The sequence below is a fragment of the Salinarimonas sp. genome (genome assembly GCF_046292825.1).
Taxonomy (GTDB): Bacteria; Pseudomonadota; Alphaproteobacteria; order Rhizobiales; family Beijerinckiaceae; genus Salinarimonas.
This window is the reverse complement of record NZ_JBKBQG010000024.1, coordinates 1-21,622: the sequence shown is the minus strand read 5'-3', so window position 1 is coordinate 21,622 and position 21,622 is coordinate 1. Positions and strand designations below refer to the sequence as shown.

At 71.8% G+C, this 21,622-nt stretch carries 16 protein-coding genes; 9 read left to right on the top strand and 7 right to left on the bottom strand.

What is annotated here, in order from left to right; genetic code table 11:
• Positions 1 to 8: 8 nt before the first annotated feature.
• The 6 genes from metF to ACK4UM_RS12740 all read right to left on the bottom strand — a co-directional run bounded on the left by metF (position 9) and on the right by ACK4UM_RS12740 (position 9,191).
• A complete protein-coding gene (gene metF, locus ACK4UM_RS12765; RefSeq protein ID WP_409799504.1) occupies positions 9 to 911 on the bottom strand; it encodes a methylenetetrahydrofolate reductase [NAD(P)H] in 903 nt (300 codons plus the stop codon).
• Complete coding sequence (locus ACK4UM_RS12760; RefSeq protein ID WP_409799503.1) at positions 911 to 1,933, bottom strand: ArsR/SmtB family transcription factor; 1,023 nt, start codon at positions 1,931 to 1,933, stop codon at positions 911 to 913. Before ACK4UM_RS12760 ends, metF begins: the two co-directional genes overlap by 1 nt.
• A gap of 389 nt (positions 1,934 to 2,322) precedes the next feature.
• Complete coding sequence (locus tag ACK4UM_RS12755) at positions 2,323 to 4,401, bottom strand: hypothetical protein (protein ID WP_409799500.1); 2,079 nt, start codon at positions 4,399 to 4,401, stop codon at positions 2,323 to 2,325.
• 13 nt (positions 4,402 to 4,414) lie between these two features.
• Positions 4,415 to 7,240, bottom strand: coding sequence for a DUF4159 domain-containing protein (locus ACK4UM_RS12750; RefSeq protein WP_409799497.1), 2,826 nt, complete (start codon positions 7,238 to 7,240; stop codon positions 4,415 to 4,417).
• Complete coding sequence (locus ACK4UM_RS12745) at positions 7,240 to 8,169, bottom strand: DUF58 domain-containing protein (RefSeq protein WP_409799496.1); 930 nt, start codon at positions 8,167 to 8,169, stop codon at positions 7,240 to 7,242. Before ACK4UM_RS12745 ends, ACK4UM_RS12750 begins: the two co-directional genes overlap by 1 nt.
• Positions 8,170 to 8,180: 11 nt before the next feature.
• Positions 8,181 to 9,191, bottom strand: a complete 1,011-nt coding sequence (locus tag ACK4UM_RS12740; protein WP_409799493.1) for an AAA family ATPase — start codon at positions 9,189 to 9,191, stop codon at positions 8,181 to 8,183.
• 230 nt (positions 9,192 to 9,421) lie between these two features.
• Here ACK4UM_RS12740 and ACK4UM_RS12735 point away from each other — a divergent pair, with 230 nt between their 5' ends.
• The 5 genes from ACK4UM_RS12735 to ACK4UM_RS12715 all read left to right on the top strand — a co-directional run bounded on the left by ACK4UM_RS12735 (position 9,422) and on the right by ACK4UM_RS12715 (position 15,431).
• Complete coding sequence (locus ACK4UM_RS12735; RefSeq protein WP_409799490.1) at positions 9,422 to 10,033, top strand: DUF1285 domain-containing protein; 612 nt, start codon at positions 9,422 to 9,424, stop codon at positions 10,031 to 10,033.
• On the top strand, positions 10,014 to 10,721 hold the full coding sequence (locus tag ACK4UM_RS12730) for a CoA pyrophosphatase (RefSeq protein ID WP_409799488.1): 708 nt from the start codon (positions 10,014 to 10,016) through the stop codon (positions 10,719 to 10,721). Before ACK4UM_RS12735 ends, ACK4UM_RS12730 begins: the two co-directional genes overlap by 20 nt.
• Positions 10,718 to 10,975, top strand: coding sequence for a DUF6111 family protein (locus ACK4UM_RS12725; RefSeq protein WP_409799485.1), 258 nt, complete (start codon positions 10,718 to 10,720; stop codon positions 10,973 to 10,975). The genes ACK4UM_RS12730 and ACK4UM_RS12725 overlap by 4 nt, the downstream gene beginning before the upstream one ends.
• A gap of 442 nt (positions 10,976 to 11,417) precedes the next feature.
• Complete coding sequence (locus ACK4UM_RS12720; RefSeq protein ID WP_409799483.1) at positions 11,418 to 12,662, top strand: CCA tRNA nucleotidyltransferase; 1,245 nt, start codon at positions 11,418 to 11,420, stop codon at positions 12,660 to 12,662.
• Positions 12,663 to 12,884: 222 nt separating this feature from the next.
• Positions 12,885 to 15,431, top strand: coding sequence for a glycogen/starch/alpha-glucan phosphorylase (locus tag ACK4UM_RS12715; RefSeq protein ID WP_409799480.1), 2,547 nt, complete (start codon positions 12,885 to 12,887; stop codon positions 15,429 to 15,431).
• 470 nt (positions 15,432 to 15,901) lie between these two features.
• Here the strand turns inward: ACK4UM_RS12715 and ACK4UM_RS12710 are convergent, their stop codons facing one another.
• The gene (locus ACK4UM_RS12710) at positions 15,902 to 16,060 is read right to left on the bottom strand and encodes a hypothetical protein (protein WP_409799477.1); all 159 of its coding nucleotides are present in this window, start codon (positions 16,058 to 16,060) and stop codon (positions 15,902 to 15,904) included.
• A gap of 150 nt (positions 16,061 to 16,210) precedes the next feature.
• On the opposite strand from ACK4UM_RS12710, the gene ACK4UM_RS12705 reads away from it, so the two are divergent.
• The 4 genes from ACK4UM_RS12705 (at position 16,211) to ACK4UM_RS12690 (ending at position 21,456) form a co-directional block, all read left to right on the top strand.
• The gene (locus ACK4UM_RS12705) at positions 16,211 to 17,500 is read left to right on the top strand and encodes an MHYT domain-containing protein (protein ID WP_409799474.1); all 1,290 of its coding nucleotides are present in this window, start codon (positions 16,211 to 16,213) and stop codon (positions 17,498 to 17,500) included.
• A 166-nt stretch (positions 17,501 to 17,666) separates the two neighbouring features.
• Complete coding sequence (locus ACK4UM_RS12700) at positions 17,667 to 18,533, top strand: FAD binding domain-containing protein (protein WP_409799471.1); 867 nt, start codon at positions 17,667 to 17,669, stop codon at positions 18,531 to 18,533.
• A gap of 11 nt (positions 18,534 to 18,544) precedes the next feature.
• Positions 18,545 to 19,045, top strand: coding sequence for a (2Fe-2S)-binding protein (locus tag ACK4UM_RS12695; RefSeq protein ID WP_409799468.1), 501 nt, complete (start codon positions 18,545 to 18,547; stop codon positions 19,043 to 19,045).
• The gene (locus ACK4UM_RS12690; protein ID WP_409799466.1) at positions 19,042 to 21,456 is read left to right on the top strand and encodes an aerobic carbon-monoxide dehydrogenase large subunit; all 2,415 of its coding nucleotides are present in this window, start codon (positions 19,042 to 19,044) and stop codon (positions 21,454 to 21,456) included. Before ACK4UM_RS12695 ends, ACK4UM_RS12690 begins: the two co-directional genes overlap by 4 nt.
• Positions 21,457 to 21,622 lie beyond the last annotated feature (166 nt).

Here is a 21,622-nt window from a genome sequence, read left to right as displayed (position 1 = left end):
GTGGCGGGTCAGGCGGCGGCGCGGTCGAGCGTCGGGCGCATGCCCAAGAGATGGCAGATCGCGTAGACGAGGTCGGCGCGGTTCATCGTGTAGAAGTGGAACTCCTCCACCCCCTTGTCCAGGAGGTCGAAGACCTGCTCGGCGGCGACCGCGGCGGCGACGAGACGGCGCGTCTCGGGATCGTCGTCGAGCCCCTCGAAACGCTCGGCCAGCCAGGCGGGCACGCTCGCGCCGGTGCGGGCGGCGAAGCCCGCGGCGGTCTTGAAGTTCTGGACGGGCAGGATGCCCGGCACGATCGGGATGTCGATCCCGCGCGCGCGGACGCGGTCGAGATAGGCGAAGTAGAGATCGTTGTCGAAGAAGAATTGCGTGATCGCCCGCGTGGCGCCGGCATCGACCTTCTTGGCGAGCGCGTCGATATCGGCCTCGAACGAGGCGGCCTCGGGGTGCTTCTCGGGATAGGCGGAGACCGAGATCTCGAAATCGCCGATCTCGCGGATGCCCGCCACGAGATCGCAGGCCTGGGCGTAGCCGCCGGGATGCGCCTCGTAGGGGGTGCCGGGCCCCGCGACCGGATCGCCGCGCAAGGCCACGATGTGGCGCACCCCGATCTCGCGATAGCCGCGCACGACCGCATCGACCTCCTCGCGCGTCGCGGCGACGCAGGTGAGATGGGCGGCGGGGCGAAGCGTCGTCTCGGCGAGGATGCGCGCGAGGGTGGCGTGGGTGCGCTCGCGCGTCGAGCCGCCGGCGCCGTAGGTCACCGAGACGAAGTCCGGCGAGAGGGGGGCGAGCCGCTCGATCGACCGCCAGAGCGTCGCCTCCATCTCGGGCGTCTTCGGCGGGAAGAACTCGAAGGAGACCCGCAACGGGTTCGCGCGCGAGCGCGAGGCGCGGCGTTCGGACGACATCAGGCGACCTCTCGGTTCTGTCCATGCGGCCGCAAGGGCCAATCGGTGATCGTGCGCTCGTCCTGGCCGAGCCAGAGCGAGACGGTGAGCGCGTCGCGCGCGCCGGCGGGCGCGGCGACCTCGCGGTAATCGGCACACGGCACGCCGGCCTGTTCGAGCCAGCCCGCGACCTGATCGCGCGAGAAGCCGAGGCGGCGATGGGCGTGGGCCTCGCGCAGGAATTCCAACTCGTGGGGCGCGAAATCGACGACGAGAAGCCGCCCGCCCGGCGCGACAAGCCGCGCGGCCTCGCGCAGGGCGCGCGCCGGATCGTCGAGATAATGCAGGACCTGGTGGACGATCACGAGGTCGAAGGCGTTCGGCTCGACCGGGGGCGCGTGGATGTCGCCCTGGCGCAACTCGAAGCCGCGCACGCCCGAGGCCTCGAGATTGGCGCGGGCGACCGAGAGCATCGCGTGGCTCTGGTCGAGCCCGACGGCGCGGGCGGCGCGCGGGGCGAGGAGCGCGAGCATGCGCCCCGTCCCGGTGCCGAGATCGGCGAGCGCGCGGATCGGCCGATCGCCGATCGCCTCGAGGATGGCGGCGACGACCTCCTTCTCGGGGGCGTGCAGGGCGCGCACGCGGTCCCAATCCGGCGCGAGCCGCGCGAAATAGGCCTGCGCCGCCTCGGCGCGCTGGGCGCGCACCCGCTCGAGCCGCGCGCGATCGCCCGCGAGCGTCGGATCGGCCGGCTCGATCGCCTCGACGAGCGCGCGCAGGATCGCGGCGCCGCGGTCGCGGTCGGCGAGGCGGAAGAAGGCGTAGGCGCCCTCGCGATGGCGCTCGACGAGCCCGGCTTCGACGAGGAGCTTGAGGTGCCGGGAGATGCGCGGCTGGGACTGGCCGAGGATGTCGGTGAGGTCGGAGACCGACAATTCGCCGCGCGCGAGCAAAGCGAGGACGCGCAGACGCGTTTCCTCCCCCGCCGCCCTCAAGGCCGCGAGGGCCTGCGCGAGCCCGATCGCTTCGTCCGTCCTGGTCACGGCTCCATCCCGGTTGACGCGCCTCTCGGCGGAAAGGCAGATATAAAGATATCTTTATGTCATGCGCGCGGCAGATGCAAGCGGAAAAGTCCCGCGCGGGCGCGCGGGTCCGAGAGGCTCCGACTCGCGTGTGAAATCTTCCCAGAGGTGTCATCCCCGGCCGGAGCACGCGTAGCGTGCGCAGGGGAAGGGGACCCAGCACCAAGACGTGTGCGGAGCACACTCTCATGCCGCCGACCAGGCGGCTGGTCGCCGCCGCAAGTGCTTGCTTCGCAAGCAATTTTCGTGCTGGGTCCCCTTCCCCTCCGGTCGCAAGCGACCTCCGGCCGGGGATGACACCGGTGGAGCACTCACCTTGTCGGCGCGACCGACTTGATGACCGCGTCCCGTCAAGCGGTCGGGCGGCGTCGCGCGCTCTCGGCGAGCCAACCCGCGAGGAGCGCGCCCAGCAGGAGCGCGAGGCCGAGGAAGCCGAGCGCGATCGGCGTCACCGAGACGCCGCGCACGATCGCCGAGCCGCTCGGGCGCAGGCCGATCCAGTCCGCGCCGCTCGCCCGGCCTTCGCCGCGCACGATCTGGATGCGCGGCACGACCGGCTGGCCGTCGCCCTCGGCGAGGCGGCGCACCGAGCCGCCGGTCTCCTCGGCGAGCGGGCGCAGCGTCTCCGCCGTCGAGAACACGTCCTGCATCTCGCGCGGATTGGCGGGCCCGACCGAGACGAACGCGACGAGATCGCCGACGCGCACCTCGTGGAGCCCGAGCTCGGTCCCCGTGACGCGGGCGGTGAAGAGGCCCGGCTCGAAGGGCTCGAGCGGCACGCTCGTCACCTCGCCGGACGGGCTCGTGAGGCTCGCGGGGCGCGTCTCGTCGGCCATGGTCTGGCGCTCGATCGTGATCACGCGCCCGTTCGCGGTCGCGCGCAAGGCCTCCTCCTCGAGGGCGGGCTCGCGCATCAGCCAATGGGCCGTGCGGCGCAGGAGATCGAGATGCGGGCCGCCCTCCTGAAAGCCGCGCGCCCACAGCCAGGCATGGTCCGACAGGAGGAGCGCGACGCGGCCCTCCTCGTAGCGCTCGAGCACGAGGAGCGGCCGCTCGCGCGCGCCCGACATCACGGTCGTGCCCGCCTGGACGTCGGCGTCGAGGATGCGCAGCCATTGGCCCCAGGCCGGCGGCGTCGTCTGCGAGCCCTCGAGCCCGCGGGTGACGGGATGGCGCTCGCCGTCCGGCGTGAGCGCGGCGCGGTAGGGCTCCTCGAAGATCTCGCCCGTGGGAAAGCCCGGTATGATCGGCGAGAGGCGGGTGCGGGCGAGCGAGGCGGGGGTCGCGAATTCGGGCCCGGCCGCGAACAGGACCGCGCCGCCCTCGCGCACGTAGCGCACCACGTTGTCGAAATAGATCGACGGCAGGATCGACGTGTTGGCGTAGCGGTCGAAGATGATCAGGTCGAACTCGCCGATCTTGTCCTGGAACAGCTCCCGCGTGGGGAAGGCGATCAGCGAGAGCTCGTCGATCGGCGTGCCGTCCTGCTTCTCGGGCGGGCGCAGGATGGTGAAGTGGACGAGATCGACGTTGGCGTCCGAGCGCAGGAGGTTGCGCCAGGTGCGCTCGCCCGCATGCGGCTCGCCGGAGACCAGGAGGACGCGCAGGTTCTCGCGGATGCCCTCGATCGTGACGACGGCGCGGTTGTTGGCCATCGTCAGCTCCTCGGGGAGCGGATCGACCTCGAGCTCGACGACGTTCGCCCCGCCGCGGTCGATGATCACCGGAACCGTGAAGGGCCGGTCGACGGGCACGGTGCGGCGGGCGACGATCTCGCCGTCCCGACGGATGGTGACGGGGGCGGCGCCGGTGCCGTTGCGCTCCTCGACCACCGCCTCGATCACCTGCTCGCGCCCGACGATGCCGAAGCGCGGCGCGCGCACGAGGCGGATCTGCCGGTCGCTCTCCGTCGTGCGACCGGTGAGGAGCCCGTGCACCGGCGCGCGGAAGCCGAGCCGGGCGGCGCTGTCGGGCACGTCGTGGACGATGCCGTCGGTGAGCATGATCACGCCGGCGATGCGGTCCGGCGGCACGTCGGCGAGACCGCCCGCGAGCGCCTGGAAGGCCTGGGTGCCCTCGTCGCCCTCGCTGTCGGGGACCTCGATGAAGCGCGGCTCGACATTGGCGAGCGCGCCGAGGCGCCGCTCGAGCTCGGCGAGCGCGCGGTCGGTCATCTCCGGTCGCTCGCCGAGGCGATTCGAGCCCGAGCGGTCGACGACGACGGCGACGACGTCCGGCACCGGCTCGCGCTCCTCCTCGACGAGGGCCGGATTGGCGAGCGCCACGACGAGGAGGACGAGAGCGAGCGCGCGCAGGGTCGCCGGCAGCCCGCGCGCGATGACAGCGAGCAGGGCGAAGACGGCCGCCAGCGCCGCGAGCGCGTAGAGGGCGAGATCCGGGACGAGCGGCGAGAAGGAGAGAGTGAGCAAGAGCCTGGCGCTCCTAGTTCCCGAGACGCTCGAGCAGGGCCGGGACGTGCACCTGATCGGCCTTGTAATTGCCCGTGAGCGCGTACATCACGATGTTGATCCCCGCCCGGAAGGCCATCTCGCGCTGGCGCGGATCGGAGCCCACGACCGGATAGAGCGCCTCGCCGCGCGGGCCGATCGCCCAGGCGGCGGCGAGGTCGTTGCCGGTGATGATGAGCGGCGAGACGCCGTCGCCGGAGCGCGCGGGGCGGAAGGCCTCGTCCGGCGACGGCTCGGGCAGCGCCTCGACCCAGGTGTCGCCGGCGTCGTAGCGGCCCGGCAGGCGGCGCAGGATGTAGAAGGTCTTGTTGATGACGTGGTCGCGCGGCAGCACCTCGAGCGGGGGGATGTCGAGCGTCGCGAGCATGCGCCGCAGATAGGCCTGTTCGGGCGTCGGCGCGGCGCCGGGGCGCGCGCGCATGGCGTCGCGGGTGTCGAAGATCACCGTGCCGCCGTTCTTCATGTAGGCGTCGAGCGCGCGGATCGCCTCGGACGAGGGCAGCGGCAGGCTCGGCGCGATCGGCCAGTAGAGGAGCGGGAAGAAGGCGAGCTCGTCGCGCTCCATGTCGACGCCGACGGGCTCGCCGGGCTCGAGCGCGGTGCGCGCGGTGAGCATGCGGGTGAGGCCCTCGAGACCGGCCCGGGAGGTCTCGTCCGTCTGCCGGTCGCCGGTGATCACGTAGGCGAGCCGGGTGATCGCGGCGGCATCGAGCATCGCGGCGGTGACGGTGGGATCGCCCTCCGCGCCTTGAGCCTTCGCGGAGCCGACCGGCGCCGCGCCGAAGACGAGGCCGAGCGCGAGGAGCGCCGCCGCGGCACCCGCCCCCGCCCGCCGCGGGCGGGAGACGAGGCGCGCGAGATGGCCGCCGAGCGCGAGTGCGACGATCGTGTCGAGCATCAGGAGGAGGAGCGCCGCGGTGAGGAGCGGCGCCCGCAGGTCGATCGTCGCGGCGCGCTCGAGCGGGGCGGTCCGCGCGGGGACGCCGCCGAGATCGAGGGGGGCGAGCCGGTCCTCGGGGCCGAGCACGTTCACGGCGAGGCTCGCATCGACCGGCCCGTAGAAGCCCGCGGGGTGCTGCGCGCTCGCGCGGTCCGCGAAGGCGCGCGTCACCGGCATGGCGTTCGGGGTGGGCGCGACGAAGGCGCCCGAGCCGTCGAGCACCTGGCGCGGGGCCACCGGCTGGCGCGAGGCCTCCTCGCTGTCGATCCCGGCGCCCGCGGGGGCGTTCGCGAAGGCGATCGTGCGGCGCAGCATGTCGACGAAGAGCCCGGTCAGCGGCAGGTTCGACCAGGCGGCGTCCGCCGTCACGTGGAAGAGGACGATCATCCCCTCCCCGCGGCGATCGGCGGTGACGATCGGCGTGCCGTCCGCGAGCGCCGCCCAGGTGCGCGCCGGCAGGTCGCCGTCCGGCTCGGCGAGGATCTGGCGGGAGACGCCGAGCTCGGGCGGGACGGCGAGACCGTAGAAGGGGCTGTCGCGCTCGAAGGGCGCGAGCGTGCGGGGCGTCGACCACGACAGCGCGCCGCCGAGCGTGCGCCCGCCGCGCCGCAGCCGCACCGGCACGAGATCGTCCTCGCCCACCGACAGGCGCGGGCCCGCGAAGCGCAGGACGAGCCCGCCGGCGTCCACGAAGGCGTCGATGCGCTCGCGCGTGCCGGGCTCGATGGCGCCGACATCGGCGAGGATCAGGACCGAGACCTGCTCGTCGAGCAGCCGCTCGACGCCGCCCGAGACGCTGCCGCGCTCGATGCGCACGTCCGCGTGCGGCCCGAGGGCGCGCTCGAGATAGAAGGTCGGCGCGAGCAGCGGCTGCGCCTGATCGATGGTCGCGCCCGTCACGATGCCGACGCGGCGGCGCTGGCTGCGCTCGTCGACGAGGGTCACGCCGGCGGCCGAGCCCTCCCCCGCGATCTCGACGCGGCGGATGGCGTTGCGCAGCTCCATCGGCAGGTCGAAGCGGGCGAGCGTTTCGGTCTCGCCCGGCTCGAAGGCGAAGGGCACCTCGCCGACGGGCAGGCCGCGCAGGTCGAGGGCGCGCAGGAGGCCCGAATCGCGCCCGTTCGGCTCGGCGCGCACGATCGTCGCGACGAGGCCGGCGGCGGCGTTCTCCGAGCCCGCGAGCGCGAGCGCCGGGGCGCGCGTGCGGCCGAACACGACGATCCCGCCGGAGCCCGCGCGATCGGCGAGGGCCGCGCCGAAATCGACGCCGTCGAGGGAGGCGACCCCGTCGGAGAGGAAGACGATCTGCGCGTTCGGGTGCTCGGCGAGGAAGCTCGTCACGGCGGGCAGGACGCCCGCGCGCTCGGCCGCGTGCGGCTGCGGGCGCAGCGCGCGGATGCGCTCGAGCGCGGCGGGGGGCGCGAGCAGCGGCACCGCGACGGCGGGCTCGGCGGTCGGCAGGATCGCCATCGAGCGGCCCTCGCGGGCGAGCGCCTCGCCCTGCTCGGCGAGCACGCCCGCACGGGTGCGCCAGTCCGTCGCCGCGAGCGCGCCGTTGTCGACGACGAAGAGCACCGGCGCGTCCCGGTCTCCCTCCAGAGCCGGGGGCGGGTTGAGGATCGGGCCGGCGACCGCGAGGATCACGAGCGCGGCGATGACGAGGCGCAGGAGGAGGAGCCACCAGGGGGTGCGCGCCGGCGTCTCCCGCTGCGGCATCAGATCGCGCACGATCCGCAGGGGCGGGAACGCGATCAGCCGCGGCTGCGGCGGCGTCACCCGCAGGAGCAGGTAGATGGCCGGCAGCGCGATCAGAGCGGCGAGGACCAGGGGCGCGGCGAAGCTGATGGGCAATCCGAGCATCAGGCGGCTCCCGTGGCGAAGCGGTCGCGGGCGGCGCCGATCAGGGTGATCACCCGCAGCGCGACCTCGCTCGCGGGCCGGTCGGTGCGGTGGAGGGTCAGCGTCCAGCCGCGGCGGCGCGCGAGATCGGAGAGCGCCCCGCGATGAGCCTCGAGCCGCGCCCGGTAGCTCGCGCCCCAGGTCGCGGCGTCGCCCACCCGCAGCCGCCCGCCGCCCTCGACGTCCTCGAGCACGGCCTGGCCGGAGAAGGGGAAGGTCTCCTCGACGGGATCGACGATCATCACGAGGTGCCCGCGCGCGCCCCGCGCGGAGAGGCTCTCGATCGCCGGCGCGATCGCGTCGACGGGGGTGAGGAAGTCGGAGACGATCAGCGCCTCCTCCTGCGTCGCGAGCGGGCGCGCGGGCGGCAGCCCCTCCTCGATGCCCGCGCGATCGGCGGCGAGCGCCTCGGCGAAGCTCTCGACGATGCGGCGCGAGGCGCGCGGCGGCAGGAGGCCCATCAGCCCGACCCGTTCGCCGCCCTCGACGAGCGCATCGGCGAGCGCGAGGCCGAGCACGAGCGCGCGCTCGACCTTGGAGGCCTGGGCGAGATCGGAGCGGTAGGCCATCGAGGCGGAGCGGTCGATCCACAGATGGACCGCGTGCGCCGCCTCCCATTCGCGCTCGCGGACGTAGAGCCGGTCGTCGCGCGCCGAGCGGCGCCAGTCGATCCGGCTCGCGCTCTCGCCCTGGACGAAGGGGCGGAACTGCCAGAAGCTCTCGCCGGGGCCGGCGCGGCGGCGGCCGTGGATGCCGTGGGCGAGGGTCGCGGCGACGCGGCGGGCCTCGAGCACGAGGCGCGGCAGCCGTCCGGCGAGACCGAGCGCGGCATCCGCCTCGGCGCGGCCGGGAGAGCGGGTCTCGTGCTCGAGGACGTGGACGCGCGCCATCCGCTCTCCCTTCAGCCGCGCAGCTTGGCCGCGAGCCGCGCGACGAGGCCGGGGATGGTCTCCCCGTCGGCGCGCGCGGCGAAGCTCAGAGCCATGCGGTGCTTGAGCACCGGCTCGGCGAGCGCGACGACGTCCTCGACGGAGGGCGCCAGCCGCCCCTCGATGAGGGCGCGGGAGCGCACGGCGAACATCAAAGCCTGGCTCGCGCGCGGTCCCGGCCCCCAGAGGAGCTTGTCGGTGATCGCGGGGTCGCCGTCGCCGGGGCGGGCCGAGCGGACGAGATCGAGGATCGCCTCGACCACGCTCTCGCCGACCGGGAGGCGGCGGGCGAGGCGCTGGGCGTTCATCAGGTCCTCGGAGGTGAGCACCGCGCTCGCGCGCTTCTCCTCCACGCCCGTCGTGGCGAGCAGGATCTGACGCTCGGCGACGCGGTCCGGGTAATCGACGTCGATCTCGAGGAGGAAGCGATCGAGCTGCGCCTCGGGCAGGGGATAGGTGCCCTCCTGCTCGATCGGGTTCTGGGTCGCGAGCACGTGGAAGGGCCGCGGAAGGTCGTGGCGCTCGCCGCCCACCGAGACGTGGTGCTCCTGCATCGCCTGCAGGAGCGCCGACTGGGTGCGCGGGCTCGCGCGGTTGATCTCGTCCGCCATCAGCAGCTGGGCGAAGATCGGGCCCTTGATGAAGCGGAAATAGCGGCGCTTGTCGGCGGTCTCCTCGAGGATCTCCGAGCCGAGGATGTCGGAGGGCATCAGGTCGGGCGTGAACTGGACGCGGCGCGCGTCGAGGCCGAGCACCGTGCCGAGCGTCTCCACGAGCTTCGTCTTGGCGAGACCGGGCACGCCGACGAGCAGCCCGTGGCCGCCCGCGAGGATCGTCACGAGGGCGAGGTCGACGACCTTCTCCTGCCCGAAGATCACCTGATGGATCTCGTGGCGCGCGCGAGACAGGGTCTCGAGCGTGGTCTCGGCCGACCGCACGATGGCGTCGTCGAGCGCGGCGGTGGAGGCGGTCGTCTGCGACATCTGGCACCCTTCGCGTGCATGAACGTGCCGGTCTCGAGACCGGACCAATGCCCCGGTCCCGAATGCCCCGGGAAGCAAGTGTGGGGCCGAACGCACCCCGCGCGCAAGCGAGACGAGCCGCCGCAGGGGGGCAACGCGTCGCAGGTCGTCGGCGTTCGTTACGGATGCGGAGCGCGCGCGAGCGACGTTGCCGTTGCTCTCTTGCAGCGCATTTGGGCAGAATGGAGAAGATGAGCGAGACCACGATCACGAAAGCGGCATCGGACGGCGCCGGCGCGGACCTCTCCCGCCTCGCCGCCCTGGTCGGCGCGCAAGCGGGAGGCGGGCGGAAGATTCCCCCCGTCGAGCGCTGGAATCCGGATTATTGCGGCGAGATCGACATGCGAATCGCCGCCGACGGCACCTGGTACTACATGGGCACGCCCATCGGCCGGCCCGCCCTCGTGCGCCTCTTCGCCTCCGTCCTGCGCAAGGATCCCGAGCGGCACGTGCTCGTGACCCCCGTCGAGCGCGTCGGCATCCGCGTCGACGACGCGCCCTTCCTCGCCGTCGAGATGGCGGTCGAGGGGGAGGGAGAGGGCCGGCAGATCGCGTTCCGGACGAATGTCGACGACGTCGTCGCGCTCTCTCCCGACCACAAGCTGCGCTTCGCGCGCGACGATCACGATGGCGTGAAGCCCTACGTGCTCGTCCGCGGCGGGCTGTGGGCGCTCGTGACGCGCGCGCTCGCCTACGACCTCGTCGCGCTCGCGGAGGAGCGGGAGGTGGACGGCCGGCGCGTGCTCGGCGTCGCGGCGGGCGGCGCGTTCTTCGAGATGGCGGATGCCGACGATGCCTCTTGAGGCGCTCGCGACGCGCCCGGCCGACGAGGCCGAGGCCTTCCGCGCGCTCGCCCGCGATCGCCTCCACGCGAGCCCGCCCGCCGGTCTCGCCCTCGCCCGCGGCGACCACGACCTGAACGCCCGCTTCGACGAGACCGGGCGCGGCCTCGCGCCGGCCTCGCGCGACCCCAAGACGGCCGCGGTGCTGATCCCCATCGTGCGCCGCGAGGCCGGGCTCACCATGCTCTTCACCGAGCGCGCCGGGCACCTGCGCGCCCATTCCGGGCAGATCTCGTTTCCCGGCGGGCGCATCGACCCGCAGGACGCGGACACGCTCGCCGCCGCCTTGCGCGAGGCGCGCGAGGAGATCGGCCTCGACCCCGCCTTCGTCGAGCCGCTCGGCTATTCCGACACCTATCTCTCGTTCTCGGGCTATCTCGTCACGCCGGTGGTCGCGCTCGTGCGGGAGGGCTTCGCGCTCGCCGTCAACCGCGCGGAGGTGGCGGAGGCGTTCGAGATCCCCCTCGCCTTCCTGATGGACGAGGCGAACCACGAGATGCACGTGCGCTCCTGGAACGGAAGCCTGCGCCGCTACTATGCCATCGCGCACGGACGGCATTATGTGTGGGGGGTGACGGCGGGGATCCTGCGGCACCTCTACGAGCGGCTGCACGGCCCCCGCACGAGCCGACGACCGGAGGATTCATGACGCGCGCGCTGCTCGGACAGGCCCTGTTCTTCTTCCTGCCCTTCGCGATCTTCTTCGCCTATCTGCTCATCCGCCAGCGCAACCCGCTCGCCTTCGAGCACTGGGAGAAGTCGATCCCGCCGCTCGCCATCGCCGGGCTCGTCTGCGTCGTCGCCGCGCTCCTCTATACCGGCATCGCCGCCCCCCGCGACACCGGCGCCTACGTCCCCCCGCAATTCGAAGGCGGCCGCGTGGTGCCGCCGCGATTCGAATGAGCCTGCGGATGACGGGCGCAGGAAGAGGGTCCGGCATTGAAGCGGACGGGTCGTGCGTCGCGATACGCGCACGAAGTCGCTCGGAGGAGGCGCCGCCCCTGTCCTTCCCCTCGAAGTCTCAAAATCGTTCTCGGAGGTGTCATCCCGGACGCCGAAGGCGATCCGGGACCCATATCCACGACATGTCAGTCGCAGCCTGTAGGCTGCGTTTCTCGAAAGGTAGATGCTCGAGGGGTGCGATGCGAGCGCGGCATGCGCGCTCGGACGATCGTGGAGCGTATGGGTCCCGGGTCCGCTTCGCGGCCCGGGATGACAGCGTTAGACAGATTCACGAGCTCCTCAGGGGTGTCGTCCCGGACGCCGTCGGCGATACCGGACCCATGCTCTCGACGCGCCGGACGCAGCCCGCGATGACGGCCTCGCGCACAGCGAGGCGCGCCCCATGATCCTCGACTTCTCCCGCCTCCAGGCCGTCCTCGCCGACGCGCGCGTCGCGCGGCTCCTCGCGACGCTCGACGGGGACGGGGAAGAGACGCGCGTCGTCGGGGGGGCGGTGCGCAATGCGCTCGTGGGGCGCGCGGTGCACGAGGTCGATCTGACGACGACCGCGACCCCGGACGTCACACGCGCCCGTGCCGAGGCGGCGGGCTTCAAGGTCGTGCCGACCGGGCTCGCGCACGGCACGCTGACCATCGTCGTCGCGGGCGAGCCCTACGAGGTGACGAGCCTGCGCGAGGACGTCGAGACCGACGGGCGGCGCGCGGTGGTGCGCTTCGGGCGCGATTTCGCCGCGGACGCGCTCAGACGCGATTTTACCGTGAACGCGCTCTCGGTCGATGCGCGCGGCGAGATCCACGATTACGCGGGCGGCCTCGACGATCTTTCGGCGGGGCGCGTGCGCTTCATCGGGGACGCGCGTCGGCGCATCCGCGAAGATTACCTGCGCATCCTGCGCTTCTTCCGCTTCACCGCCGATTTCGCGCGAGGCCCGGTCAACGCCGCCGGCCTCGACGCGGCGATCCGCGAGCGCGCGGGGCTCGCGATCCTCTCGCGCGAGCGGGTGCGCGCGGAGATGTTGCGGCTCGTCGCGGCGCGGCGCGCGGGCGAGATCGTGCGGCTCCTCGGCGAGACCGGGATCGCGGAGGGCCTGATCGGCGCGGCCGGAGAAGGCGGGCGCCTCGACCGCGCGATCGCCGCCGATCGCGCGCCGATCGCCCGGCTCGCGGCGTTCTGCGTGCGCGTGCGCGAGGATGCCGAGCGGCTGCGCGACCGGCTGCGGCTCTCGAACGAGGAGACGAAGCGCGTCCTCGCCTTCGCCGCCCTCGTCGAGCGCCTGCACGGGGCGGCGGGGACACTCGGCGAAGGCGAGATCCGCGCGCTCGTCGCCGATCATCCCCCCGTCGCCGTCGGCGACGCGCTCGCCGCGCTGTCGGGCGAGCCGCGCCCCGTCGTGGAGCCCGAGGCGCGCGCGGCGCTCGCCGCGTTCCAGGCCGATCCCGGGAGCGTCCCGACGCTGCCGCTGCGGGGGGCGGACCTCGTCAAGGCCGGCGTGCCGAAGGGTCCGGCCGTCAGCCTCGGTCTCGCGGCTGCGCGCCGGACCTGGCTCGCGGCGGGTTGCCCGGCGGACCCCGCGAGCCGCGCGGCGCTCCTGCGCGAGGCTTTGGCGGCGGCGCGGGCGGCGGACTGATCGTGGGTAGGCTGATTTTCGGCGCGCCGATTCGCCGCGCCGGCGCGCGGCACCGCTGCGGAATGCGGCGCGTTCGACGATCGCGGTTTGACAAATGATGCCTGCGGCTGTTCCACTCCCCGCCCACCCGACGGGGACGCCGCAGGATCGCGCCGCCCCGTCGCGCCGCCGAGCGTGGCGCGATCGCCCGAACCGAACGCTCGCCGAGACGAGGACGCACCCGTGGACGATTCGATCGACCCCTCGACCACCGCGGACCCCACCGCGAACGCGAAGCCGCGTCGCGCCGCGGCCAAGACCGCCGCACGCGAGGGCACGGCGCACGCCCCCTCCCCCCTTTCGCAGCCGGGCGGGGTCGATCCGGCCGTCTTCCGCGAGGCCGTGCTCGCGAAGCTCGTCTACGCCGTCGGCAAGGACGCCTCCCGCGCCTCCGACCACGATTGGCTGCTCGCGACCATTCTCGCGCTGCGCGACGGGATGATCGACCGCTGGCTCGACTCGACGCGGCGGACCTATGCCTCGGGCAAGAAGCGCGTCTACTATCTCTCGCTCGAATTCCTGATCGGCCGGCTCCTCTTCGACGCCCTCGGCAATCTCGGCCTGACCGAGACCGCGCGCGAGGCGCTGTCGCCGCTCGGCGTCGATCTCGACGCCCTGCGCGAGGTCGAGCCGGACGCCGCGCTCGGGAACGGCGGCCTCGGCCGCCTCGCCGCCTGCTTCATGGAGAGCCTCGCGACGCTCTCGCTGCCCGCCTACGGCTACGGCATCCGCTACGATTACGGCCTGTTCCGGCAGGCGGTGTCGGACGGCTGGCAGCGCGAGATCCCCGAGGATTGGCTATCCTTCGGCAATCCGTGGGAATTCGAGCGGCCGGAGGTGGTCTACCGCGTCGGCTTCGGCGGGCGCGTCGAGGACGATCAGGAGGGCGCGGGCGCCAATCACCGGGTCTGGACGCCCGCCGAGGAGGTGATCGCGGTCGCCTACGACACCCCGATCGTCGGCTGGCGCGGCAAGCACGTCAACACCCTGCGGCTGTGGTCCGCCAAGGCGCCGGAGCCGCTCGCGCTCGAGGTGTTCAACCACGGCGACTATGTCGGGGCCATGGCGCACCGGGCGCGCGTCGAGGCGATCTCGCGGGTGCTCTATCCGAGCGACGCGACGCCCGCCGGCTACGAGCTGCGGCTGCGCCAGGAGTTCTTCTTCACCTCGGCCTCGCTCCAGGACCTCGTGCGCCGCCACGTGCAGCAGCACGGCTCGCTCGCGAGCCTCGGCGAGAAGGCGGCGATCCAGCTCAACGACACCCATCCCGCGATCGCGGTGGCGGAATTGATGCGGCTGCTCGTCGACGAGCACCGGATGGGCTTCGAGGAGGCCTGGCAGATCACCCGCCGCACCCTCAACTACACGAACCACACCCTCCTGCCGGAGGCGCTCGAGACCTGGTCGGTGCAGATCATGGAGCGGCTCCTGCCGCGCCACATGGAGATCATCTACCGGATCAACTGGCACCACCTCGAGGCGATCGCCCGCGCCCATCCGCAGGACACCGACCTCATCCGCACCGCCTCCATCATCGACGAGACCGGCGGGCGGCGCGTGCGCATGGGCACCCTCGCCTTCCTCGGCGCGAACAAGGTCAACGGCGTCTCGGCGCTGCACACCGACCTGATGCGCGAGACGGTGTTCCGGGATCTGAACACGCTGTTTCCCGACCGCATCGTCTCGAAGACGAACGGCATCACCTTCCGGCGCTGGCTGCAGCAATGCAATCCGGGTCTCACCCGCCTCCTCGTCGAGACGCTCGGCGAGCGGGTGCTCGACGATCCCGAGGCGCTTCGCGGGCTCGAGGCGCATGCCGACGATGCGGGCTTCCAGGAGCGCTTCGCGGCGGTGAAGCTCGCCAACAAGGAGCGGCTCGCCCGGCTCGTCGAGGAGCGCACCGGCTGGCGCGTCGACCCGACCGCGATGTTCGACGTGCAGATCAAGCGCATCCACGAATACAAGCGCCAGCTGCTGAACGTGCTGGAAGCCGTGGCGCATTACCACGCGATCAAGGCCCATCCGGACCGCTTCGTCGCGCCGCGCGTGAAGGTCTTCGCCGGCAAGGCGGCGGCGAGCTACACGCAGGCGAAGCTGATCATCAAGCTCGCCCACGACGTGGCGAAGGTGATCAACACCGATCCCGACATCGGCGACCGGCTGAAGGTCGTCTTCCTGCCGAACTACAATGTCAGCCTCGCGGAGACCATCATCCCGGCCGCCGACCTCTCAGAGCAGATCTCGACGGCGGGGATGGAGGCGTCCGGCACCGGCAACATGAAGCTCGCGCTCAACGGCGCGCTGACGATCGGCACGCTCGACGGGGCGAATGTCGAGATCCGCGACCATGTCGGGCACGAGAACATCTTCATCTTCGGCCTGACCGTCGACGAGGTCGCGGCCGTGCGCGCGAAGGGCGGCCTGTCGCGGGACGAGCACTCGGCGCGGCTCGCGCGCGTGCTCTACGAGATCGAGACGGGAGCCTTCTCGCCCGACGATCCGACCCGCTTCCACCCGATCACGGAGGCGATCGCGCATCACGACCACTTCCTGGTGGCGCCCGATTTCGACGCCTATTACGAGGCCCAGCGCCACGTCGACGAAGTCTGGCGCGATCGGCCGGTGTGGCGGCGCCGGGCGATCCTCAACACCGCGCGCGTCGGCTGGTTCTCCTCCGACCGCACGATCGCGGAATATGCCCGCGAGATTTGGGGCGCGGAACCGCTCTGAGGGCGCTTTCTCGACGGTCGTCATCCCGGGCCGCGAAGCGGACCCGGGACCCATAGACTCGACGACAAGTCCGAGCGCGCATGCCGCGCTCGCTCCTCCACCTTGCGGAAGCGATCGTCGACGAAACGCAGCCTATAGGCTGCGGCCGACACGTCGTGGGTCTGGGTCCCGGATCGCCCTCTAGCGTCCGGGATGACAGGCACCCCGTGTCATCCCCGGCCGGAGCACGCTTAGCGTGCGCAGGGGAAGGGGACCCAGCACAAGACGTGTGCGGAGCACACTATGGTGCCGCCGACCAGGCGGCTCGTCGCCGCCACAAGCGCTTGCTCCGCAAGCAATTTTCATGCTGGGTCCCCTTCCCCTCCGGTCGCAAGCGACCTCCGGCCGGGGATGACACCGGTGGAGCACTCACCCTGTCGGCGCGACCAACTTGATGACACCTCTGCGCGCTGAGGGGAAATCACGAATCCTCAGCCGCCGGCGACCGGGGTCGTCACCTTGCCCGTGCCCTTGCAATCGGGGCAGGCCTCGCCGTCGAGGGTGCCCTTGCCGGCGCAGCGCCGGCAGACGTTCTCGCCCGCGCCCGTGGTGCCGGGCGGGACGGCGTCGGGATTGGTCTTGTCGGCCATCGTCGCGTCTCCCGTGACTTCGTCTGCGGAGAACGGTGCCGAAAGAGCCGTGTTCCCGGGACGGCACTCGCTCGCTCCCGACTTGTCGCTCGTCGGTTGCCTCGGGAGACGGATCGGCTAGTGTCGGCGCACGGAGCCCGAGGAGAGCCGATGTCGACGCCGTCCGCACCGCTGCCCGGCCTCGCCGAGACGGTCGGCGCCGCCGTCGAGGCGACGCTCGGTCACGCCTCGCACGGCGTCGTCTACGATCCGTGGCTCGTCGCGCTCTCGATCCTCGTCGCCATCCAGGGCGCCTATGTGGGGCTGTCGCTCGCGCAGCGGGCGCAGGCGGCGCAGGGGCTGCGGCGGCGCGGGGCGATTCTCGGCGCGGCCGGCGCGCTGGCGATCGGCATCTGGTCGATGCATTTCATCGGCATGCTCGCCGCGCGGCTGCCCGTCGAGGTGACCTATCTCGTCGCGCCCACCCTGTTCTCGCTCCTCGTCTGCCTGACCGCCGTCGGCGGGGCGATGCTGCTCGCGGCGACGAAGCGTCCCCGCGCGCTGCGTCTGGGGGCGGGCGGCGTTCTGATGGGGCTCGGCATCGTCTCGATGCACTATCTGGGAATGACGGCGCTCGCCGGATCGATGGCGATGCACCATGCCCATGCGATGGTCGCGCTCTCCTTCGCCATCGCCGTCGGCGCCTCGACCGCGGCTCTGTGGCTGTGCTTCGAGGCGGCGGTGAAGCGGGTCTGGGCGTCGGCGGCGGCGATGGCGCTCGCGATCTCGGGCATGCACTACACGGCGATGGCGGGGATGAGCCTGCATCCGGCCGCGGCGGCGCCTGAGAGCCAATTCGCCGTCGCCCTCTCCTCCGACGGCCTCGCGGTCGCGGTGGCGGCGATCGCGTTTGCGGTCTCCGGCGCCTTCCTCGCGCTCGTGACCCCGGAGCCGGCGACAGCGGAGACGGCCGCGCAGGACGCCGCGCCGCGGGAGGTTCGGGCGGCGCCCGAGCCAGAGCGCCCTCCCCTGCCGAATGCCGAGGAGGTCGCGCGTCCGGGGCCGCTCGGCGGGGCGGGCGCGCGCCAGCGCTCTCCGCTCGCGGCGCTGACCGTCGAGCGCGCCGGCCAGCCTCTGCGGCTCTCGGCCGAGGCGATCCGCTGCGTGCGCGCCAACGCGCACTACACCTACGTGCGCGATGCGGAGGCGGAATATTTCTGCTCGCTCTCGATCGGCGATGTGGAGGCGGCGCTCGATCCCGAGCGCTTCATGCGCGTCCACCGCAGCCACATCGTCAATCTCGACCACGTGGCGAGCGTCCGCCGCGCCGGAGACAACGGCATCGTCGAGATCGCCGATTGCGGGAGCCTGCCCGTGGCCCGCGCGCGCCTGCCGGCCCTGAAGCGCCGCATCGCGGGCCGACGCGGGGTGGATGCACCATCCTTGGATGCGGCCGAATAGGTCAGACCGTCTGACGCACTTCGTGCAGCGTGGCGGCATTTCGTGAAATGCCGCCCGGATTCGTGCAGGAAGCGTTGTCGCACCCCCCTCCTCTCTGGACCCTCTCGAAAAACGCGGACCATGTGCCGCAATGAAGGGTTGGAACACTCGAGGAGGAGGAACCGGCGTGATTCCCGGCAGCTTCGACTACCACAGGCCGCAAACGGTCGCGGAGGCGGTGAGCCTCCTCGCCTCGCTCGGCGACGAGGCGAGAGCGCTCGCCGGCGGCCACAGCCTCATCCCGATGATGAAGCTCAGGCTCGCCGCGCCCGAGCATCTCGTCGACCTCTCCCGCATCGCCGACCTCAAGGGCGTGCGCGAGGAGGGCGGCGAGATCGTCGTCGGAGCGATGACGACCCAAGCCGCGCTCCTCGCCGATCCCCTGATCGCGCAGAGGCTCCCGCTGATCCCGGAGACCTCGGCGCTCATCGCCGATCCGCAGATCCGCTATCGCGGCACGCTCGGCGGCAACGTCGCGAACGGCGACCCCGGCAACGACATGCCGGCCGTGATGATGGCGCTCGACGCGACCTACGTGCTCGTGGGCCAAAGCGGCGAGCGGCGCGTCCCCGCACGCGCCTTCTACGAGGGCGCCTATTTCACCGCGGCCGAGCCCGGCGAGCTCCTCGTCGCCGTGCGCATCCCGACACCGCCCGCCGGCCACGGCGCCGCCTACGAGAAGCTCAAGCGCAAGGTCGGCGACTACGCGACCGCCGCCGCCGCCGTGATCCTCACGATGAACGGCGCGACCGTCGAGACCGTCGCCATCGGCCTCACCAACGTCTCGGAGACGCCGCTTCTCGCCGAGGACGCGATGGCGATCCTCGCCGGCTCGCGGCTCGAGCCTGAGGTGGTCGACCGCGCGGTCGAGGCCGCCAAGGCGATCACCAACCCGGCCTCCGACGGGCGCGGCCCGGCCGAGTACCGCACCGAGATGGCGGGGATCATGTTGCGCCGGGCGCTCGCCCGCGCCGCCGCCCGCGCCCGCGGCTGAGGGAGGAGTTCATGTCCAAGGTCCACGTCAAGATGACGATCAACGGGCGGCCGATCGAGGCGCTCGTCGAGCCGCGCACCCTCCTCGTCCATTTCATCCGCGAGGAATTGGGGCTCACCGGCGCCCATATCGGCTGCGAGACCGGCCATTGCGGCGCCTGCACGCTCGACATCGACGGCATGTCGGTGAAGTCCTGCACCATGTTCGCGGTCCAGGCGGACGGCGCCGAGATCGTCACCATCGAGGGCATGGCGGCGCCCGACGGCACGCTGCACGCCCTCCAGGAGGCGTTCCGCGAGCATCATGGGCTCCAGTGCGGCTATTGCACGCCCGGCATGATCGTGCGCGCCCACCGCCTCCTCCAGGAGAACCCGAACCCGACCGACGACGAGATCCGCGCGGGCATCGCCGGCAATCTCTGCCGCTGCACGGGCTACCAGAACATCGTCAAGGCGATTTCGCACGCCGCCGCCACGCTTCGCGGCGCGCCCATTCAGGAGGCCGCGGAATGAACGATCTCACTCCGACGCGGGAGCAGCGCGAGGCGAAGCTCCAGGGCATGGGCTGCAAGCGGAAGCGCGTCGAGGACGTGCGCTTCACGCAAGGCCGCGGCCAATATGTCGACGACATCAAGCTGCCGGGCATGCTGTTCGGCGATTTCGTGCGCTCCTCCTACGCGCATGCGCGGATCAAGCGCATCGACATTTCGAAGGCGAAGGCGCTGCCGGGCGTCAAGGCGGTGCTGACGGCGCAGGACCTGAAGCCGCTCAATCTCCATTACATGCCCACCCTCGCGGGCGACGTGCAGGCCGTCCTCGCCGACGAGAAGGTGCTCTTCCAGAACCAGGAGGTCGCCTTCGTCGTCGCCGAGAACCGCTACATCGCGGCCGACGCGATCGAGCTCGTCGAGATCGAATACGAGGAGCTCGAGCCCCTCGTCGATCCCTTCAAGGCGATGGACCCGGACGCGCCGCTGCTGCGCGAAGACATCAAGGACAAGACGGAAGGCGCCCACGGCCCGCGCAAGCACCACAACCACATCTTCACCTGGGCGGTGGGCGACAAGAGCGCGACCGACGAGGCCTTCGCGCGCGCGGACGTGACGATCAAGGAGCTGCTCACCTATCACCGCACCCATCCCTCGCCGCTCGAGACCTGCCAGGCTCTGGCGTCGATGGACAAGATCCGCGGCGAGCTGACGCTCTGGGGCACCTTCCAGGCGCCGCACGTGATCCGCACCGTCGCCTCGCTGCTCTCCGGCTTGCCCGAGCACAAGATCCACGTGATCGCCCCCGATATCGGCGGCGGCTTCGGCAACAAGGTCGGCGCCTATCCGGGCTATATCTGCGCGATCGTCGCCTCGATCGTGCTCGGCGTGCCGGTGAAATGGGTCGAGGACCGGATGGAGAACCTCTCCACCACCTCGTTCGCCCGCGACTACCACATGACGACCGAGCTCGCGGCGACGAAGGACGGCAAGATCACCGCCATGCGCTGCCACGTGCTCGCCGATCACGGCGCCTTCGACGCCTGCGCCGATCCGTCCAAGTGGCCGGCGGGGTTCATGAACATCTGCACCGGCTCCTACGACATCCCCGTCGCCCATCTCGAGGTCGACGGCGTCTACACCAACAAGGCGCCGGGCGGCGTCGCCTATCGCTGCTCGTTCCGCGTGACGGAGGCCGTGTACGCGATCGAGCGCGCGATCGAGATCCTGGCCCAGAAGCTCGGCATGGATTGCGTCGAGCTGCGGACGAAGAACTTCATCAAGGCGGAGCAATTCCCCTACCAGTCGGCGCTCGGCTGGGAATACGATTCGGGCGACTACCACACCGCGATGAAGAAGGCGCTCGACGCGGTCGGCTACGAGGCTCTGCGCGCCGAGCAGAAGGCGAAGCAGGAGGCCTTCCGGCGGGGCGAGACGCGCGAGATCATGGGCATCGGCGTCTCCTTCTTCACCGAAATCGTGGGTGCCGGCCCCACCCGCAATTGCGACATCCTCGGCATCGGCATGTTCGATTCGGCCGAGATCCGCATCCACCCCACCGGCGGCGTGATCGCGCGGATGGGCACCAAGAGCCAGGGCCAAGGCCACGAGACGACGTACGCCCAGATCATCGCGACCGAGCTCGGCATCCCCGCCGACGACATCATGATCGAGGAGGGCAACACCGACACGGCGCCCTACGGGCTCGGCACCTACGGCTCGCGCTCGACGCCGGTCGCGGGTGCGGCGACCGCGGTCGCCGCGCGCAAGATCAAGGCCAAGGCGCAGATGATCGCGGCGCACATGCTCGAGGTGCACCACGACGACGTCGAATGGGACATCGACGGCTTCCAGGTGAAGGGCGCGCCCGAGCGCCGCAAGGCGATGAAGGAGATCGTCTGGGCCGCCTACAACCAGCCCCCTCCGGGGATGGAGCCCGGCCTCGAGGCGGTGTCCTATTACGACCCGCCGAACATGACCTATCCGTTCGGCGCCTATTTCTGCGTGATGGACATCGACGTCGACACGGGTGTCTACAAGGTCCGGCGCTTCTACGCGCTCGACGATTGCGGCACCCGCATCAACCCGATGATCATCGAGGGCCAGGTCCATGGCGGCCTCACCGAGGCCTTCGCGGTCGCGATGGGCCAGGAGATCCGCTACGACGAGCAGGGCAACGTGATGGGGGCGTCCTTCATGGACTTCTTCCTGCCCACCGCCGTCGAGACGCCGATCTGGGAGACCGACCACACCGTCACCCCCTCGCCGCATCACCCGATCGGCGCCAAGGGGGTGGGCGAGAGCCCGCATGTCGGCGGCGTGCCGTGCTTCTCGAACGCGGTCAACGACGCGTTCGCCTTCCTGGGCTCCACGCATATCCAGATGCCCCACGACCATTGGCGCATCTGGAAGGCCGCGCGGGCGCTCGGAGCGTGAGGGGGATTCCCCTCCCCCCGCGAAGCGGCGGGGAGGGGTTAGGGGTGGGGGGTGGTGGAGCTTGTGGGATGGGGCGTGAGGGAGTCTCGACGGATTCGCCGAGCACCCCTGTCCACCCGCTCCACACGCCCCACCACCCCCCACCCTACCCTCCCCGCCGCTTCGC